Source organism: Dehalobacter sp. 12DCB1 (assembly GCF_004343605.1).
In the GTDB taxonomy this organism is placed as follows: domain Bacteria; phylum Bacillota; class Desulfitobacteriia; order Desulfitobacteriales; family Syntrophobotulaceae; genus Dehalobacter.
Map to the genome: position 1 here is coordinate 72,102 of NZ_POSF01000001.1, position 18,862 is coordinate 90,963.

An 18,862-nucleotide genomic window follows, 5' to 3' on the forward strand; every position below is an offset into this window, starting at 1 on the left:
TGCTCCTAACATGGATAGATTTTTAGTCATTGGTGAAAGAATCCACTGTATTTCTCCGGTTATTCGACAAGCCATCGCTGACCGCAACCCTGCTCCCATTCTTCAAAGAGCCAAAGAGCAGCTTGACGCTGGCGCCGTATATCTTGACCTGAATATCGGCCCTGCCGAAAGAGATGGCGAAGAAGTTATGGCCTGGGCTGTACAGCTTTTGCAAAATGAATTTGACAATGTTCCGATTTGTTTGGATACAGCCAATAAAAAAGCAATTGAGGCCGGTATCAAAGTCTACAACCGTTCCAAAGGCAAACCGATTATTAATTCTGCCGATGCCGGTCCGAGACTGGGGCTCTTAGAAGTTGCCGCCGCCAACGATGCCATGGCCATTGCCCTGTGTGCCAAAGAAGGTATTCCTGCAGACGTTGAAGAGCGCATCACCTACTGCACCGAAATGCTGGAAAAAGCAATGATGCTTGGTATCGACCCGATGGATCTCTTATTCGACCCACTCTTCCTGGTGATCAAAGGAATGCAGGAAAAAGCATCGGAAGTTCTGGAGACCATCCGTCAGATTACGGAAATGGGCCTCAAAACCAATGCCGGATTAAGTAACGTATCCAATGGTGCGCCAAAACATGTCCGTCCAATTATTGATGCCACCTATTGTGCAATGGCAATGCAGTGCGGTCTAACCGCAGCCATTGTAAACCCTTGCGACCAGAGGTTGATGGAGACAATCAAAACCTGTGATATGATTAAGGGCAATATGTTATATGCTGATTCCTACCTGGAGCTATAAATCGTAGTAGCACCGTCATACAACTGCCTGGGGAAATTCTACGGAAAGGGGAATACACATGAATTTATATAGCACCGTATTTGCAGGAGCAAAACAAGCTCTCGATACTGCTGCCGAATATGTTGTAAAAGCAATCTCCTTAAAAGGGAAAGAGCATAAGGTTGCTTTTCCTGATACTGCTTACTCCCTGTCCCTTATTTATGCCATTACCGGCAAAAAAATAGGCACCTTGGGAGAACTTGAAGGCGCTTTAGATCTTGTCAGAAGCCTGATCGTGGAAAAAGAACAACTCAGAGAAGCTGAAAATGCCGGTATGGCTGCTGCTGTTTGTTCGGAAATTATTGAAGCATTAAAGTATGTCATGGATGAAAAGCCCTATGAAGCTCCGTGTATGGGTTTTCTCACGGATGCGATTATCCGCGGCTGGGGCGTTGGTCTCGTAACAGACGATATCCCGGGACAGGCAGTCATCATCGGCGAATTTCCGGATTCCGAATCAGCTGCCAAAGTAATTAAAGAATACCAAGCTAAAGGGCTTTTAACCTTCCTTGTCGGTAAAGTTATTGATCAGGCTATTGAAGGTGGAGTCAAAGTAGGACTTGAGTTCAGAGTCATGCCCCTGGGATATAACATGACCTCGGTGATTCATGTCGTTACGGTAACCATCCGCGCAGCTTTAATCTTCGGTGCCCTGACCCCTGGCGACTGGGAAGAATTTAAGCGCTATACGTATAAAAGATTGAAAGCCTTTGTCAATGCCGTCGGACCTTTAAGCAATTACAGGGTTGCCGCAGGTGCAGCTGCGATTAACCTCGGCTTTCCGGTTGTAACTGATCAGGATGTTGCCGAAGTTCCGATGAAGCTTATCACCCAAAAAGACTACAACAAAATGGCTGCAACTTCACTTGAAATCAGAGGTATTAAAATTAAGATTACTGAAATTCCGATTCCCGTTGCTTTTGCCGCTGCTTTCGAAGGTGAAAGAATCAGAAAAGATGTCATGTTTGTTGAATTCGGAGGTAATAAAACAGAGTCCTGGGAGCTTGTTGCGCAAAGAGAAGCCAGTGAAATTGAAGACCATAAGATTGGGATTATTGGTGACGATATCGACACCGTGCAACAGGTAGCAGGAAGAATGCCGCTAGCCGTCCTGGTCGAAGTATCCGGAAAGAACATGCATTCAGATTTTGAGCCGGTTCTGGAAAGAAGAATCCACTATTTTATGAACTATATTGAAGGTATCATGCACGTCGGGCAGAGGGATACCACCTGGGTTCGCATCAGCAAAGATGCTTACGAAAAAGGCTTCAGGCTTCGTCACTTTGGTGAAGTGCTGTATGCCAAGATGCTGGATGAGTTTGGTGCAGTCGTCGACAAATGTCAGGTTACAATTATCACTGATGCTGCCAAAGTCAAAGAAGTGAAGGCCCAGCAGGTGATTTCCAAGTATGCAGCAAGAGACGAACGAATTGCCAGTCTGACCGATGAAAGTGTCGATACTTTTTATACCTGTATTCTATGCCAGTCCTTTGCGCCTTCCCATGTCTGTATTGTGACACCGGAAAGGCTGGGACTATGCGGTGCCGTAAGCTGGCTTGATTCCAAAGCCACTTTTGAACTCGACCCAACCGGTCCTTGTCAGCCAATAAACAAAGGTCCTGTTGATGATCCCGTCAAAGGTATCTGGCCGGAAGTCAATAAAACCGTGAAACAGTACTCGCAAGGGGCTTTGAGCCGCATCACCCTCTACAGCTTATTGGAAGACCCGATGACCTCCTGTGGCTGCTTCGAATGTATCGCAGGCATTATGCCGGAAGCCAATGGGATTGTCATCGTAAACAGAGAGTTCTCCGGCGTATCTCCGGTAGGCATGACATTCGGCGAACTGGCTTCCATGACAGGCGGCGGCGTTCAAACTCCTGGATTTATGGGACATGGCAGACAGTTTATCTCCTCCAAGAAGTTCATCTCAGCTGAAGGCGGTCCCGGACGTATTGTCTGGATGCCGAAGGAACTCAAAGATTTTGTTGCTGACAAACTAAATGCAACTGCCAAAGAAATGTATGGAATTGACAACTTTGTCGACATGATCTGCGATGAAACCATTGCTTCAGAGTCCGAAGCCGTATTGGAGTATCTAAGTGAAAAAGGTCACCCTGCACTAACAATGGATCCGCTGATGTAGTGTTATGCAATACTGTCATAGGACTGTCCTTTAAAGGGGTGTGGAGCAACATGTTTAAAGTAAAATTTATTCCTGAAAACACCGTTGTGATCGCCAAATTAGATGAGACACTGTTTGATGCGGCCCACAAAGCCGGTATCTTCCTTGATGCACCTTGCAATGGACTGGGATCATGCGGCAAATGCAAGCTAAAGGTTCTCAAAGGCAGTGTAAATTTTCGTAAAAACCATCATATTACGGAATCCGAATTAGCACAGGGTTTTGTTTTAGCCTGTAATTCCAAGATCAACGGTGATATCACTATTGAGGTACCGGCTATCCCGACATCTATCTTTAGCGAGATGAAAATTGAAGATTTGGCTGGAACAAAAGATCAACAGATTATTGACAGGGTTATTAACTTGGCTACCAATAATCATATCCTGTTTAACTCCGCTGTGCAAAAGACCTATATGAAATTAGACCTGCCAAGCCTTGATGACTGCATTTCCGACTGGGACAGAATTAAAAGACATTTGCTTAAAAACAGCGCTTACCGCGAAGTGATTTGCCAACTACCAATCTTTAAAAAAATACCTCATGTTTTAAGAGAAAATGATTTTCACGTGACCGTAACGTATTTTGCAGAAAACAGCGAGAGAATCAGAGTTATCAATATTGAACCCGGAGATACTTCCGAGAGACTCTATGGAGCAGCTATAGATGTAGGAACTACATCTGTAGCTGCCTTCCTGGTCGATCTTTGTAACGGAAAGATTATTGCTAAAGCCTCTGCCGGAAATATTCAGATCAAATATGGTGCTGATGTGATTAGCAGAATTATCCACGCAACTAAGAAAAATGGCTTGCAGGAATTAACCGATGCTATTATCAAAGAAACAATTAATCCTTTGCTTAAGCAAATGCGACAGGAAATAGGCGTTTCCAAAGACGAAATCAGCGTGATGGTCGCCTCCGGAAATACAACTATGATGCACCTCATGCTCGGGGTTTATCCGGATTATTTGCGGAAGGATCCCTATATTCCCGCTTTCCTTGATTCTGAATACCTTAAAGCTGCCGACCTCGGGCTAGAGGCCTATGCTGAAAGCCTTATATATATATTGCCTTCGGTTTCAAGCTATGTCGGTGGAGATATTACTGCCGGCGTACTTGCCTCCGGCCTGTGGTCGGAAGATCAAAATATCCTTTTTATGGACTTGGGTACAAATGGCGAAATTGTTTTCGGCAATAAAGACTTCTTGCTTACTTGTGCCTGTTCAGCCGGGCCTGCGTTTGAAGGGGGAGAGATAAGTTCGGGAATGCGTGCGGTGCCAGGTGTAATTGAAAATGTGAGAATTGACAGGAAAACTTTTGAGCCTGCGATAGATACCATAGACAATCAATTGCCACTCGGCTTATGTGGCTCAGGAATCATCGATGCCATAGCTGAAATGTTTAGGGCAGGGATCATTGATAGCCGGGGCCGTCTGAACCGCAATCTGAAAACCCGTCGTATTCGTTTTGATGAATATGGAATCGGTGAATTTGTGTTGGCTTTTAGAGGAGAATATTATATCCCCAAAGATATCACGATTACGGAAATTGATCTGGAAAACTTTATCCGGGCCAAAGGCGCTGTCTACTCTGCCGTGGCAGTATTATTAAAAAGTATGGGTATGGATTATTCCGCAATAGACAAAATATATATTGCCGGCGGAATCGGCACGAATATCAATATAAACAACTCGATTACGATCGGGCTTTTCCCAGACCTTCCGGTTGAAAAGTTTGAATATCTTGGCAATAGTTCTTTGATGGGCAGCTATTTAACCCTGCGAAGTACTGACGCCAGAAAAAAAGCCGAGGATATTGCCTCTCATATGACTTACTTGGAACTCAGTACCGACAGCTCCTACATGGGAGAATTTATATCCGCCTGTTTCCTTCCCCACACTGAAATAGAAAGATTTCCAACCGTTAAGGAACAAGGTAAAATCGTCTAAATGAAATTAAACTATAAAAATAACTGTTAAGAAAGGTGATATCATATGTGTGAATCGAATGCTTATGTTCTAACTCCTGACGGAGAAAAAATGCTTATGGAAAATGTTGCGAACATGAAGATTGACTCCGGGAAAATCTTTTTAACAAGTTTATTGGGAGATGAAAAAACGATTAACGGTATAATTCAGGAAATTAAACTTTTAGAACATAAAATCCTGATTAGCGAAAAGGCGTAAAGGAATAAACCGTGTCCGATACACCGATGCATTATGAATTTATCCGCGCGAAACTTAAGGATTGTGACCCTGTGGAAATATCCCGGAAATCGGGAGCAGTTTATGACAGGCAAAAGCAAGAGTTTCGTGTTCTTCTAATGGGCAGAAATTATTTTGTCTCCTACCCCTCAGGGGAAATCTGCGATTTCAACCACTCCGAAATTTCCAACTTTCCGGTCAAGACATTAATCCTGCGTTATCTGGTGCATGCCCAGGGCGCACCGCCTACAGAAAAGGATATCACGTATCGGGAAGTATCCGGCGGCCAGGTCTACTACCGTAATTTCTACGGCCGGTGTATTATGAGGCTTGTCAGGATGTTCAGCAAGGATTTCCCAGCTCTGGAGTACGCCATGGCAAAGCTGAACGCATTGAAAACAACGCATGGAGACCTCAGTTACCGTTTTCAGTTTATGAACAACATTTATGTTACCTTTATTCTCTGGAATGGCGACGAAGAGTTCCCCACAAGCGCCAATATTCTTTTCGATGCCAATACACCGGATTACTTCAACGCCGAAGACCATACTGTTGTATGCGATATTGCCCTAAGCTTTTTGAAGGAACTCTCGAAGTAAATCGACAAGAAGACGCTTCAACTGAAGCGTCTTCGCGTGTAAATATTGTAATATCAGATATTTATTTTACCCAGTTCTGGCAAATCTTAACGCCTTCGGCTGCGTTCGTAGTAAATGCATCTGCACCGATTTGTCTGCTGGCTTCTTCTGTTACAGGGTTTCCGCCGATAATGATTTTGAGGCTGTCACGCACGCCGGCAGCTTTCAATTCATCTACCGTCTTTTTCATCGCTTCCAGGGCCAATGTCAGTACACCGCTCATCCCTACGATATCCGGCTGTACTTCTTTGACTTTTTCAATGAATGCACTCGGACTCTGGTCAATCCCCAAATCGAAGACTTCAAATCCAGCTGCTTCAGACATGCTTCTGAAAATGTTCTTGCCAATATCGTGCAAATCGCCTTCGACTGTTCCCATTACGATCTTGCCTACTTTAGCCGAATTGTCACTGCCGATTACCGGTTTCAGGATATCGATGGACTGGGTTAAGAGTTCACCGGCAAAGATCAAATCGCCTACAAAGTACTCACCGCTTTCAAATAGTTCGCCTACTTTTGCCATCCCCTGCTGGCAGGCAGCAACGACGGACTGAGCCTCTTCTTCGGTAGGTTTCGATGCAACGAAGTCATTCAGCATACCCATCAGTTTATCTTCGTCCAGGTCACCTACGGCATCTGTTAACACTTTCAAATCGATCATTTTCATTTCCTCCTTAAAAATTAATAAAGCGAAAAATTGTATCTGCTTAATGCTAATATCTCGTTTCTATAACTGAAATGATATCCTCAGGTAACTAAGAAATATAATGATAGTAAGTTTTTCTCTCTCTGATTAATCAATTGTACTGAAATCACGATTCAAATTAAGAGTTTAGAATATCTAAATTGCATGCTTTATTTATCTATATACTTGTTTGCACTCCCCCTGTCTGGTACGTATTCTCTGAATCAATGACTCCAGTTGCAACCGCATTTCGCCACCGTTGGTGTATATCTGTATCTACAAGCTGGCGAAAAAAATTATTAGTCTCGCGAAACTTGAACGAGTCTAATCTGATTTGGTATTTGCATTTTTCCTATACACTATACATTTTACCATTAGACCGGGAGTATTCACAATAGAAAAGGTGACCATTTTGACAAAAAAACGCCAAAATTTTCAGAATAATGCATCTCTCCGTTCGGTTTGCAGATCACTGAAAGATTACTACCTACCTCACACTAAAGCTGATCTATTCTGAACAATCTGCGGGCATTTTCACTGCTCAGACGGGCTACTTCCCCGACCTCCATTCCCCTGATTGCCGCAATTTTTGCCAACACCTCACGTATATAAGCAGGCTCATTTCGTTTACCGCGGTAGGGATCAGGAGTAAGATACGGACAATCCGTCTCAATCAAGAACCTGTCTTTTGGCACCTTTTCCGCAACTTCAGGGGCATGGCGGGCATTTTTGAAAGTAAGCGGCCCCGAAAAAGACAAATAAAAACCCATAGCCAAAAGTTCTTTTGCCATTTCCCAAGAGCCCGAATAAGAATGAAAAACACCGCCGGCCTCAGGAAGATTATTTTTAATCATTTGGAGAATATCCCCATGTGCATCCCGGTTATGGATGATCACCGGTAAACCAGCTTCATTGGCCAGTTTTAATTGATGAATAAACCACTTGCGCTGGTCATCCCGGGGAGAAATGTCCCTGTAATAATCCAAACCAATTTCTCCCCAGGCAACAACTTTCGGGTTCTGCGCCAATCTGAACAACGTCTCCCAGGTTTTATCCGTACAAGTTTCAACATCGTGCGGATGAATGCCTACTGCTGCATAAATAAATGGGTATTCTTCAGCCAGCCTCACCGAATCCTGGCTCGTCTTTTCGGTAGATCCGACGTTTACAATCGTCGTTACACCAGCTGCGGTAGCTCGGGCAATGGTCTCATCCCTGTCCGGGCTAAACTGGCTGTCCTCCAGATGCGCATGCGTATCCCAAATCATTTGACCTGAGCCCCTGTCGGAAGATCTTTCTGAACAGTAAGTACTTCCAGCTCTCCATCCTGCGACGCTGCCAGAATCATTCCCTGGGACATGATTCCGCGGAGCTTGGCAGGCTTAAGATTCGCAACCAGAATGACCTTTTTGCCGACAAGCGCTTCTGGGCTGTAATGCTGGGCAATACCAGATACAATCGTTCTACGCTCCCCACCCATTTCTACTTCCAGTTTTAACAGTTTGTCGGCTTTTTCTACTTTTTCTGCCTGCAGCACTTTAACAACCCTGAAATCCATTTTGGCAAACTCTTCAATGCTGATTTCTTCCTTAAGCGGAGCCATCTCCGCCATGTGCAGCGGATTTTCCGGCTGCGAAGAACTGACTTCTAGATTTACTTCTTGTTGATGGTCTGTATTCCCCTGCACCTGTGTGCCACACCTTTCTATTTCAGAATTGACCTGCTCAAGATATGCGGAGACATCGATTCTCGGGAAAATGGCTTCTCCCTTTCGGATGGCCGTACCCGGCTGAATAACATTCCAGCTGTCTGCCTGTTCCCAGTCCTTGAAGAAATCTGTATCTCCTAGGAGGGGTTTGATTTTTCTCGGTACTCCCGGCATAAAGGGGGCGCATAAAATGCCTAGGATCCTAATGCACTCCATAAATGTATAAAGCACCGTATCCAGCCTGTCCTGATTATCCTCACTTTTCGCCAGATTCCAGGGAGCTGTCTCATCGACATATTTATTGCACCTGCTGACAAACTGCCAGATGACCTCAAGCGCAGCCGCCGTATCACAGGCCAGCATTTTTTCTTCTGTCCCTTGTTTTACCGTGCTACTTAAATCTCTGATCTCCCTCTCCAGATCGGTATTTTCTCCGGGTTCTGGGACAATTCCATTCCGGTATTTTACGACCATGGCCAAGGTGCGAGACACAAAATTTCCAAGATCATTCGCCAGATTACTGTTTAATTTTTCGACCAGATCATCCTCTGAGAAAGTACCGTCCAACCCATACTGTAGTTCTCTTAACAGAAAATACCGAATGGGATCAGCGCCATATCTCTGAATCAATTGGAACGAATCCTGAACGTTTCCTCTTGACTTGGATATTTTTCCACCTTCTTTACTTAAGAACCATCCGTGGCCAAAAACCTTCTCGGGCAAAGGAAGATCAAGCGCCATCAAAATAATTGGCCAGATAATGGTATGGAAACGGACAATATCTTTGCCAACAAGATGAACACTGGCTGGCCAGTAAGTTTTGTATTTTTCGCCGTCAGGATAGCCCAACGCAGAGATATAGTTGATCAGGGCATCGAGCCAGACATAGACCACATGTTTCGGATCAAAAGGAACCTTGATGCCCCACTGGAAGGTCGTACGCGATACACAGAGATCTTCAAGCCCGCCTTCAATAAACCGGATCATTTCATTTCTTCTCGAAGCAGGCTGAATAAAATCGGGATGGTCCTGAATATATTGCAGCAGTCTGCCACTGTATTTGGACATCCTGAAAAAGTAACTTTCTTCTTTCAGAAGTTCCACATTTCTTCCACAATCCGGATTCGGACATTTTCCGTCAACAAGTTTGTTCTCTGTCCAGAAAGTTTCACAAGGTGTACAGTACCAACCTTCGTATTCGGATTTGTAAATATCGCCCTTTTCATAAAGCCTTGTAAATATTTGCTGTACGACTTTGGCATGCCGTTCTTCTGTTGTGCGGATAAAATCATCATTGGAAATGTCAAGCAGTCTCCAGAATTCCTTAAATTTATCGACGATTCCGTCAACATATGTAAGCGGATCCATTCCGGCATTTTCAGCAGTCCGTACAATTTTTTGCGCATTCTCATCCGTCCCGGTCAAAAAATAGACATCATCGCCCTTCATTCTTCGCAGACGGGCCATCGCATCGGCAGCAATAGTCGTGTACGCAGTGCCGATATGAGGACTGGAATTAGGATAATAAATAGGTGTGGTAATATAATATTTCACAGGAATAGACCTCCTTTTATTTACGGTAGACAATTCGTTATCATCAGTAGTTTCAATGTTTACTTTGTTTGTTATTCTCTTGATAAATATAGGAAACTTCAACAAATACTGTCAAGGCCAATAAATTTATTTCGACAAACAAAATGTTATAATTTAAAAAATTGATAAATACTATATATTTTTTCTGACGAAAAAGCGTTTTTAGAACTTTTCGCCTATTGACTTTTTCAGGCATGATTGGTAACATTAGGATGATATATGTCGAAACTTGTTGAGAAAGGGGATGAAAATTATGAAATCCACAGGAATTGTGAGAAAAGTTGATGAATTGGGTCGGGTCGTATTACCAATCGAACTTCGCAGAACATTAGGAATTGATGAAAGAGACGCTTTGGAAATATATGTTGACGAAGAAAAAATCATACTTAAAAAGTATGAGCCAGCTTGCGTCTTCTGTGGCAATGCTTCCAATGTTCAAGTATTCCGCGGGAAGAATGTGTGTCGTGAATGTGCCGCGGCAATGGGGGAAGCTGCTGCTTCAGAAAATAAAGCCGGTTGAAAATCTGACTTTCCGGACAGGAGGTAAATGGTTACTTCCTGTTTTTTTTGTTCGTTTTGTCACTTCTGTTCCAGAAAAGCCTTATAGATCATACTTTTACTCATACCATATTTTTTAGCAACCATTTTCATTGCTTCCTTGCGATCTCTGCCGCCTTTTTCAATTTCTCGAAGGTCCTCCATCCAGCGGGAAGGGTCTCCGGGATCAATGTTTTTTTCTGCAGGCGCTAGAATGATACAGCATTCACCTTTTACCGGTGCAAGCCGAAATTCCTGCAAGAGCTCACTTGTGAGACCCCGGTGTACCGTTTGGTGCAGTTTAGTCAGTTCCCTGGTTACCGCAGTCTGACGGTCCCCAAGAATCTCTAGAATGTCCTCCAGTGTTGCTTTGATCCGGTGTGGTGCCTCATAGAGAATAATGGTGTAAGGGATTTCGGTCATTTCTCTCAGAATTTTCTTACGCTCTGTTTTTGTTGAAGGTAAAAATCCCAGAAAGAGAAAATTCTCCGCCGGCATCCCCGACAGAACAAGTGCTGTTAAAGCGGCGTTGGCACCAGGTAAAACGTCAACACAGATTTTTTCTTCCTGACAGCAGGTGATAAGTATATGACCAGGATCAGATATCCCGGGCATTCCCGCATCAGAGACCAATGCACAGCTTTTTCCTTCTTTTAAGAAGTGAACAATCTCCTCGGCACGCGATTTCTCATTATGGTCATGATAACTTAAAAGAGGGGTCTTAATGTGATAATGATCGAGAAGTTTTTTTGTGTGCCTTGTATCTTCAGCAGCTATAAAATCGACTGCTTTCAGTGTTTCGAGCACCCGAAGCGTAATATCTCTTAAATTGCCGATTGGAGTGGCACAGACATACAAAATCCCTGTTTGCGGCATAATATCCTCCGGTCGTCAGTCTTTACGAAGAAAAGCATTGCAGAAAAGACAGCTTCCTTCGACAGGTTCGCCAAAATAAATATGGCAGACATGAAAACCTTCCTGATAGAGCTTTTCAAGGTTTTCCTGTGCTTCCTTTTGAATTTTGGCTGCATTTTTTTGTACTCTGACCGTATCTGCCTCTGAAACGGCACAAAGCTGCCTTTTCAGTTTGACATTTTCTTCTTCCAGATACTCAACATATTGCCTAAGGCTTTTAACTTCACTTAAAAGCCTTGAGATATTTTCTTCAACTTCAGTAATTGCCTGATATAGCTGGCCCAACTCTATTCCTCCGCTTCTTCGGCAACGAGTTTGCGCAATTCTTCCTGGCTCTCCTTATCATATGCCTCAGAGAAAATTTGATTCTCTTTGGGTCCCTTATTTAATGTGTTGTGGCATTCATAGCAACCATTCTCATATTTAAGACAGCACATCAACCTTCCACAAATACCGGAAATTTTTGTCGGGTTAAGCGAAAGATTCTGATCTTTGGCCATCCGGATCGATACCGGTTCGAAATCTCCCAGGAAAGAGCTGCAGCACAGCTCCCTGCCACAGGAACCAAGTCCGCCAAGCATTTTCGCCTCATCCCGCACCCCGATCTGTCGGAGTTCTATGCGAGTACGGAATACGGAGGCCAGATCTTTTACCAGCTCCCTGAAATCCACCCGGCCTTCGGCTGTAAAAGAAAAAATAATCTTATTGCCGTCAAAAGTATATTCTACATCAATCAGTTTCATCGGAAGCTGATGGGCATGAATTTTTTTGAGGCATATCTGAAAAGCCTCTTTTTCTTTCTTCTCATTGTTTTGATAGATTTCTTCATCTTCGGGTGTTGCTAAGCGCAGCACCTCTTTGAGTGGCGATACCACTTCCTCTTCAGAAATTTCTTTCAACGGAATGACCGCTTTACCGTATTCCATTCCCCGTACCGTCTCCACAATAACACCGTCGTTCGGCTTTATATTGAGACTGCCGGGGAGAAAATAATAAATCTTGCCGGCTTTCTTGAAACGAATACCAACAACTTTAGCCAATATCGGTTCCTCCCAATTTCAATTGTTTTAGGGCCAGTACTTCCAGTGCCAGCCTGTGATTAACCTGTCTGCGGACGGCTTCTGTCATTTGTGTAATTTCTTTGAGAACCTGAGGTGACTGCTGCCCTTTAACCACCATTTCTTTCAGGACAATAGCCAGGACCTGCAGTAGAAGCTGGCCTTCTTCTCTTTCCATCGGAAAAAGCGCAAACATTTTCAGGAAATCTTTTTTTTCAATAGCCTCCAGATAGTTTCCCGTCAGACTCTTGATCCTGTTCAGACCGTCTTCCTGGATTTTCCTTGCCAAATCTGGATCTCCGCCGCTAAGCCGAAAAGCATCCGTCCCCTCCAGCCAATTGCTTTCTACCGGTGAAGAAAAGTAGACTTCCTGAGCACGGCTCCTTAAGGTATTTATAACTCCCTCGGCATTTCCTGTACTTAAGACAATCAACGTATCATCCGGTGGCTCCTCGGCTAGTTTAAGCAGCGCATTCGCAGCAGGGAGTGTAAGCTTGTCTGCCTGGTCAATCAGACATATCCGGAATTTTCCTTCATAAGTCTTTCGATAAAGTTTTTCCTGTATCTGAAAAATCAGTTCGATGCCAATCGATGTTTTTTGAGGCCTGATAATATAAAAATCAGGGTGATTGCCGGATAACATTTTTCGGCAATCCGGACACTCCCTGCAGGGTTTATTTTCTTTTCTACAGTTTAACATGAGAGCAAGATCTCGAACAGCCCTTTCTCTTTCAATTGTTCCACTACCGTGAAATAAGAGAAAATGAGCCATTCTTCCTTCTAGCGCTGCTTTTGTTAATAATGTATAATTGATCCCCATGATTCTATCCACCTTAAATATTCACTGCGAGAATTTCTCCGCGTTCCAAACCATCCCATCCCTGCCAGTTATATCCCCGGGCCCTGTCCAGATATTCCAGCACAAAAGAGGTAATCTCCTCTCCTGCCGCAATAATCGGGATACCCGGTGGATAAATAGAAATTGTTTCTGCAGAAATCAAACCCAGGGCATCCTTTAGTTTTACTGATCTTTTCGCTGCCAGCCATGCCTCCCTCGGCGTCAAATGCATTGGAGGGATAAGCAGGGCAACGTCTGATCCGGCAGAATTCAGAGATTGATCCGTTCTACGCTCCTTTTGCTGTCCTGCCGGCGGACGGTACTTGTCCACCAGGTATTCCAGCGCCCTAGTCAAGTGACGTACATCCTCAGGCCTGCTACCTACGCCAAGCATAAAAAGGATATTTTCTTTGTCCCATAATTCAGGCTCAATCTGGAATACCTTTCTTAGAAAATCTACGGCTTCAAACGCAGTCAAGCCCAAACCCGAAACATTGATCAGAATTTTGGACCAATCAACATCATAAATGCCATATTTCCCGGAGTCCTTACCTGTAAGTATCCGAAAAGATTCCTCCAGTTTTTGGTGCAGCAGACATACTTCTACGTAAAGATCCTGCCATATTTGTGTCTGTGTTAATCCTTCAAGCGCGGTTTCCAGAGAAGCCATTAGAAGATAGCTCGGACTGGAAGTCTGCAGAAATTCCAATGATTTTTTGAGGGCCGTACGGTTAACTCTGCTGCCCTGTACATGGAGCATTCCGGCCTGAGTAAGCGCCGCGAGGGTTTTATGAGAACTATGGAGCACCAGGTCCGCTCCTTCGGCTACAGCGCCGGCAGGGAATAGTCCTCCCTGCAAATGGGAACCATGAGCCTGATCCACCAAGATCGGAATTAAGGGAGCATTCCTGTCCCTTTGCTTGATGATTGTTTTGAGATCTGTGACTGTTCCGTAATAACTTGGGCTCGTCAGATGCAATGCCCCGATTCCTGCCAAATTTCCGGAATATTCTGCCGCATTCATTCCTAGCGCCAGATGAAAATCCGGATGGATAATCGGAGCAATATATTCGGGAGAAATCCCCGACACGATCAAGGCACCAAAAACAGACCGATGCGCCCTGCGGTCAATTCGGACCTTTCTGTCTGTCCGTAGAATTCCGGCCATTAGTGCTGCAAACATCGCCTGATTGCCTGCAGTACCTCCGTTAATCAGAAAAAAGGTCTCTTCCGATCCATAAGCTTCCGCAGCTCTTTTCTGTGCTTCAGCAATAATCCCATGTGGATGGTGGAGCATATCCAACTCTGGAAGTTCCGTCAAATCATAATCCGGGAACATCATTCCAGACAGTAGTTCCTTACTTCCTTTATGACCAGGCGTATGAAACGAAACCATACGCTGCCCACAGTAGTCATCAAGTCCTTTTTTCAGTGAATCCACCGGGTTCCTCCCCACAATAGGTATCATTTTATTTTAGCATATTTCCGCTTGTATTTCACCTTTGTTTTAGCGATTTGACTGTCCACATATGTAATCCGCAGATTGTCCGTATAGGACTTTCCGTATAAGCAGTAAATTCTCCTGATACTTTGGAGTCCGTACATCCGCAGTCATAATTTGTTCTTCACAAGCTGAGCAAATAAACTTTCCGGCAAGACGAAACCCGTCATACAGACCATTTAAGGGAGTATTCCGGCACAGTGAACAACGTGGATAAATATTATGCATTTGAAATTCATTCCTTTCAGTTAACCAGAATACTTACTGTTCATAGTATATTCTTCCCTTAAAAAAGGGTTATTAGTACCTTTTGCCGGATATGGAAAACTAAAAAAGAAGCTGCTGCAGGCAAATGTTCAATCATCCGCCTGCAGCAGCTTGTGTCTGTTCTCCAATGTTGCAGTGTTAGTTCCAATCCTGATCATTCAGGCGTTTGTAAGATTTGTAGCGTTCTCCAGCAAATTTTTCGGCTCCTTTAAAGAGGTCTTCCGCCGTATCCGGGAAAGTACGAAGCAAGGAGCTGTATCTTACTTCAGACATGATAAAATCTCTGAAGGACGCCGATGGCTCTTTCGAATCGAGGGTAAATGGTTTTTCTCCTTTTTCGAAAAGATCCGGATTATAACGGTACAGATGCCAATACCCGGCTTCAACAGCTTTCTTGGCCTGTGTGACACTTGTCGCCATACCGGAACGAATGCCATGGTTGATACAGGGTGCATACGCAATAACCAGAGAAGGTCCTTTGTACGCCTCTGCCTCCTGAATGGCCTTTAAAGTCTGAGTCATATTGGATCCCAGAGCAACCTGGGCAACGTAAACGTAGCCGTAGCTCATGGCCATCATGCCAAGGTCCTTTTTGCGGATTTTCTTGCCGGCTGCAGCAAATTTAGCAATGGCAGCACGCGGTGTTGCCTTGGAAGCCTGACCGCCTGTATTCGAATAGACTTCTGTGTCCAGAACCAGAATATTCACATCATCGCCTGAAGCTAGGACATGATCCAGTCCGCCGTACCCAATATCATACGCCCAGCCGTCTCCGCCGATGATCCACTGTGATTTTTTGACCAAGTGATCTTTCTTCTCCCAAATCTTTTGCAGAAGTTCATTGGACTTCACATCGACGGAAGCAAAAGCGGCTAACACTTTTTTGGCAGCGGCCTTGGAGGTATCTCCATTATTCATATTCTCTATCCATTCCTGGAAAGCTGCTTTCATTTCCGCAGGAATATCCAGACTTAGGGCCTGCTTCATTTCGTCGGCCATTCTGCTGCGCATCTGCTGAACACCAAGATACATACCATACCCGTATTCAGCATTGTCTTCAAACAAGGAGTTGGCCCAGGTAGGCCCTTTACCTTCTTTGTTGGTGGTATATGGAATGGAAGGAGCACTGCCACCCCAGATCGACGTACAGCCTGTGGCATTAGCAACCATCATCCGGTCCCCAAACAGCTGGGTTAAGAGTTTTACATAGGCAGTCTCTCCGCAGCCGGGGCAAGCACCGCTGAATTCAAGCAGCGGTTTAATAAACTGGCTGTTTTTCACAGAATACTTATTGCTGATTTTGTTTTCTTTATCACTTAAAGTCACCGCATACTCCCAGAGAGGCGCCTGAATCGCGGTCATCTCTTCGACCTCTTTCATAACCAGCGCTTTTTCCTTTGCCGGACAAATATCCGCGCAGTTGCCGCAGCCTGTGCAGTCGAGTGGGCTGACCTGTATACGGTACTGGAGTCCAGCAAGATCTTTGCCGGCAGCCTTGACTGCAGCAAAAGCTTCTGGGGCCTGAGCCGCTTCCTGCTCATCCATCAGGAAAGGCCGAATGGCGCTATGCGGACATACATAAGAGCACTGGTTGCATTGCGTGCAGTTCTCTTTGATCCATTCAGGAATCGCAGTGCCAATCCCGCGTTTCTCGTAAGCTGAGGTACCTAAAGGGAACGTGCCATCTTCACGGCCTAAAAATGCACTTACTGGAAGTTTGTCGCCTTCCTGAGCGGCCATAACACGCGCAACATCTTTAATAAAAGTAGGATCGTTATCATTGCCAAGGAAAATGCCCTTCTTGGCATCGGCCTCAGCCCAAGATGCGGGAACTTCAACTTTGACAAGCGCGTCACATCCAGCGTCAATTGCTTTGTTGTTCATGTCAACAATTTCTTGTCCCTTTTTGCCATAGGCTTTGATAACCGAATCTTTCAAGTACTGAAGCGCATCCTCCAGCGGAATGACTTTGGCCAGCTTGAAGAAGGCCGACTGCATAATCATATTGATCCTGCTGCCGAGTCCAATTTCTCTGGCAATCTTGCCGGCGTCAATAATATAGAACTTGGCATTCTTGTCTGCAATGGCTTTTTTTAGCGCATCAGGAAGCTTTTCATCCAGTTCTTCGACCGGCCACTGACAGTTTAGTACGAACGTGCCGCCAGGTTTCAGTCCTTTCAGAAGATGATATTTATCCACATAGGACTGGTTATGGCAGGCAATGTAGTTCGCGGTATTGACAAGGTAAGGCGCTTTAATCGGGGTTTTGCCAAATCTCAGATGCGATACGGTCGTACCTCCTGATTTCTTGCTGTCATAGGCGAAATAAGCCTGCGCGTAGAGATTCGTGAAATCTCCGATAATTTTAATCGCCTGCTTATTAGCACCGACGGTTCCATCCGCACCAAGTCCCCAGAACTGGCAGCTAATGGTTCCTTCCGGGGTTGTATCAATAAATTGCTTCTCTTCTAAAGAAGTAAACGTAACATCGTCAATAATTCCAATGGTGAAACCATGCTTAGGGCTTTCTGCTTTCAGATTTTCAAATACGGCAAGAATTTGAGAAGGGGTGGTATCCTTTGAACCTAGACCATAGCGTCCACCGACAATGACCGGCTTTTCCGTCTGTTTGGAAAAAACATCCGCAACGTCAAGGTATAAAGGCTCGCCAAGGGAACCCGGCTCTTTAGTACGTTCCAATACAGCTATTTTCTTGACTGTCTTGGGCAAAGCTGCAATAAAGTGTTCCGCGGAAAAAGGCCTGAACAGACGAACCCTTAGTACACCTACTTTTTCGCCCTTGGCTGCGAGGTAATCAATCGTTTCACTGATCGTATCTCCGACAGAACCCATAACAATAATAACCCGCTCAGCATCCGGAGCTCCATAATACTGAAAAAGCTTATATTCACGCCCTGTAAGATCCTTGTATTTTTGCATATATTCTTCGACAATCCCAGGGACCGCCTGATAAAAACGATTACTGGCTTCGCGGGCCTGAAAGTAGATATCGGGATTCTGGGCGGTCCCTCTGAGACAGGGATGTTCAGGATTCAAGGCATTGTCTCTAAACTGTTTCAATGCTTCCCAATCAAGCAATGTTCCTACTTCTTCATACTCCGGTACGTTGATCTTGGAAATTTCATGAGAAGTCCTGAAGCCGTCAAAGAAATGAAGGAACGGCACTCTGGCTTTTATGGCAGAGAGGTGAGCGATGTAAGCAAGATCCATGGCTTCCTGTACACTTCCGGAACTTAACATCGCAAAGCCGGTCATCCGGACAGACATGACATCCTGATGATCGCCAAAGATGGACAAGGCATGTGCCGCAAGTGCTCTGGCACTGACATGAAAGACACCGGGCAGCTGCTCACCGGAGACTTTATACATATTAGGAATCATCAGAAGCAGCCCTTGAGAAGCCGTATACGTCGTAGTAAGGACTCCAGCCTGCAGCGAACCATGAAAAGCACCGGCGGCTCCGCCTTCTGATTGCATCTCAACTACCTTCATCGGTTGGCCAAAAATATTTTTGCGGCCATACGCAGCCCATTCATCAACAAGCTCTGCCATGTCGGATGAAGGGGTAATCGGGAAAATAGTAGCTACTTCGGAAAACGCATATGAAGCATGCGCAGCAGCTTCGTTCCCTGACATTGTTTTCATTTTCGACATTTGTTTCTCCTCCTCGATCTTCTTGTTTGTTTTTCTTTCGTTAGAGATAACCCCTATCCGACGGACTAAATAAAAGAAACTAAAAAAATAACATTAACGGATTGAAAATGTTGCTTCGGCCAGTAGTATGCGATTGGGTAAACTACCTGGATTAGGCTACAAATACAGGGAACTATTATTTTATGATAGTCCCCTGCCATTTTAGTATACTTTTTATTTCTTCCAT

General features: G+C 44.7%; 15 protein-coding genes. 6 read left to right on the plus strand and 9 right to left on the minus strand.

Features of this window, described 5'->3' with window-relative positions:
- The first annotated feature begins 10 nt into the window (after nucleotides 1–10).
- From acsE to C1I38_RS00365, 5 genes are read left to right on the plus strand one after another with little or no spacing between them, the layout of a single operon-like run.
- On the plus strand, nucleotides 11–796 hold the full coding sequence (acsE, locus tag C1I38_RS00345; protein ID WP_119775257.1) for a carbon monoxide dehydrogenase/acetyl-CoA synthase methytransferase subunit: 786 nt from the start codon (nucleotides 11–13) through the stop codon (nucleotides 794–796).
- Nucleotides 797–854: 58 nt separating this feature from the next.
- Entirely contained in the window at nucleotides 855–2,981 is a 2,127-nt protein-coding gene (gene acsB / locus C1I38_RS00350; RefSeq protein WP_119775258.1) for an acetyl-CoA decarbonylase/synthase complex subunit alpha/beta, read from the plus strand.
- 50 nt (nucleotides 2,982–3,031) lie between these two features.
- On the plus strand, nucleotides 3,032–4,966 hold the full coding sequence (gene acsV, locus C1I38_RS00355; protein WP_119775260.1) for a corrinoid activation/regeneration protein AcsV: 1,935 nt from the start codon (nucleotides 3,032–3,034) through the stop codon (nucleotides 4,964–4,966).
- 45 nt (nucleotides 4,967–5,011) lie between these two features.
- Nucleotides 5,012–5,203, plus strand: a complete 192-nt coding sequence (locus C1I38_RS00360; protein WP_026156467.1) for a CooT family nickel-binding protein — start codon at nucleotides 5,012–5,014, stop codon at nucleotides 5,201–5,203.
- Between the two features lie 11 nt (nucleotides 5,204–5,214).
- On the plus strand, nucleotides 5,215–5,820 hold the full coding sequence (locus C1I38_RS00365) for a DUF3786 domain-containing protein (RefSeq protein ID WP_243103675.1): 606 nt from the start codon (nucleotides 5,215–5,217) through the stop codon (nucleotides 5,818–5,820).
- Between the two features lie 61 nt (nucleotides 5,821–5,881).
- On the opposite strand, the gene C1I38_RS00370 is transcribed toward C1I38_RS00365, so the two are convergent.
- The 3 genes from C1I38_RS00370 to metG all read right to left on the minus strand — a co-directional run bounded on the left by C1I38_RS00370 (nucleotide 5,882) and on the right by metG (nucleotide 9,806).
- A complete protein-coding gene (locus C1I38_RS00370; protein WP_119775261.1) occupies nucleotides 5,882–6,520 on the minus strand; it encodes a cobalamin-dependent protein in 639 nt (212 codons plus the stop codon).
- Nucleotides 6,521–7,041: 521 nt separating this feature from the next.
- Entirely contained in the window at nucleotides 7,042–7,812 is a 771-nt protein-coding gene (locus C1I38_RS00375) for a TatD family hydrolase (RefSeq protein WP_119775263.1), read from the minus strand.
- A complete protein-coding gene (gene metG, locus C1I38_RS00380) occupies nucleotides 7,809–9,806 on the minus strand; it encodes a methionine--tRNA ligase (RefSeq protein WP_119775264.1) in 1,998 nt (665 codons plus the stop codon). Before metG ends, C1I38_RS00375 begins: the two co-directional genes overlap by 4 nt.
- 292 nt (nucleotides 9,807–10,098) lie before the next feature.
- Here metG and C1I38_RS00385 point away from each other — a divergent pair, with 292 nt between their 5' ends.
- On the plus strand, nucleotides 10,099–10,365 hold the full coding sequence (locus C1I38_RS00385; RefSeq protein ID WP_015042289.1) for an AbrB/MazE/SpoVT family DNA-binding domain-containing protein: 267 nt from the start codon (nucleotides 10,099–10,101) through the stop codon (nucleotides 10,363–10,365).
- A gap of 59 nt (nucleotides 10,366–10,424) precedes the next feature.
- Here the strand turns inward: C1I38_RS00385 and rsmI are convergent, their stop codons facing one another.
- The 6 genes from rsmI to nifJ all read right to left on the minus strand — a co-directional run bounded on the left by rsmI (nucleotide 10,425) and on the right by nifJ (nucleotide 18,636).
- Entirely contained in the window at nucleotides 10,425–11,258 is an 834-nt protein-coding gene (rsmI, locus tag C1I38_RS00390; RefSeq protein WP_119775266.1) for a 16S rRNA (cytidine(1402)-2'-O)-methyltransferase, read from the minus strand.
- Between the two features lie 15 nt (nucleotides 11,259–11,273).
- On the minus strand, nucleotides 11,274–11,582 hold the full coding sequence (locus C1I38_RS00395; protein ID WP_083916788.1) for an initiation control protein YabA: 309 nt from the start codon (nucleotides 11,580–11,582) through the stop codon (nucleotides 11,274–11,276).
- A 2-nt stretch (nucleotides 11,583–11,584) separates the two neighbouring features.
- Entirely contained in the window at nucleotides 11,585–12,337 is a 753-nt protein-coding gene (locus C1I38_RS00400) for a stage 0 sporulation family protein (protein WP_119775267.1), read from the minus strand.
- On the minus strand, nucleotides 12,330–13,175 hold the full coding sequence (locus tag C1I38_RS00405; protein WP_119775269.1) for a DNA polymerase III subunit delta': 846 nt from the start codon (nucleotides 13,173–13,175) through the stop codon (nucleotides 12,330–12,332). The genes C1I38_RS00400 and C1I38_RS00405 overlap by 8 nt, the downstream gene beginning before the upstream one ends.
- A 13-nt stretch (nucleotides 13,176–13,188) precedes the next feature.
- Entirely contained in the window at nucleotides 13,189–14,634 is a 1,446-nt protein-coding gene (locus C1I38_RS00410; protein ID WP_119775270.1) for an amino acid decarboxylase, read from the minus strand.
- A gap of 465 nt (nucleotides 14,635–15,099) precedes the next feature.
- On the minus strand, nucleotides 15,100–18,636 hold the full coding sequence (nifJ, locus tag C1I38_RS00420; RefSeq protein ID WP_119775272.1) for a pyruvate:ferredoxin (flavodoxin) oxidoreductase: 3,537 nt from the start codon (nucleotides 18,634–18,636) through the stop codon (nucleotides 15,100–15,102).
- Nucleotides 18,637–18,862 lie beyond the last annotated feature (226 nt).

Bases quoted from the DNA above. Each gene is read 5' to 3' on its own strand.
- acsE (WP_119775257.1), top strand. From the start codon at position 11: ATGGATAGATTTTTAGTCATTGGTGAAAGAATCCACTGTATTTCTCCG.
- acsB (WP_119775258.1), top strand. From the start codon at position 855: ATGAATTTATATAGCACCGTATTTGCAGGAGCAAAACAAGCTCTCGAT.
- acsV (WP_119775260.1), top strand. From the start codon at position 3,032: ATGTTTAAAGTAAAATTTATTCCTGAAAACACCGTTGTGATCGCCAAA.
- C1I38_RS00360 (WP_026156467.1), top strand. From the start codon at position 5,012: ATGTGTGAATCGAATGCTTATGTTCTAACTCCTGACGGAGAAAAAATG.
- C1I38_RS00370 (WP_119775261.1), bottom strand. From the start codon at position 6,520: ATGATCGATTTGAAAGTGTTAACAGATGCCGTAGGTGACCTGGACGAA.
- C1I38_RS00375 (WP_119775263.1), bottom strand. From the start codon at position 7,812: ATGATTTGGGATACGCATGCGCATCTGGAGGACAGCCAGTTTAGCCCG.
- C1I38_RS00385 (WP_015042289.1), top strand. From the start codon at position 10,099: ATGAAATCCACAGGAATTGTGAGAAAAGTTGATGAATTGGGTCGGGTC.
- rsmI (WP_119775266.1), bottom strand. From the start codon at position 11,258: ATGCCGCAAACAGGGATTTTGTATGTCTGTGCCACTCCAATCGGCAAT.
- C1I38_RS00405 (WP_119775269.1), bottom strand. From the start codon at position 13,175: ATGGGGATCAATTATACATTATTAACAAAAGCAGCGCTAGAAGGAAGA.
- nifJ (WP_119775272.1), bottom strand. From the start codon at position 18,636: ATGTCGAAAATGAAAACAATGTCAGGGAACGAAGCTGCTGCGCATGCT.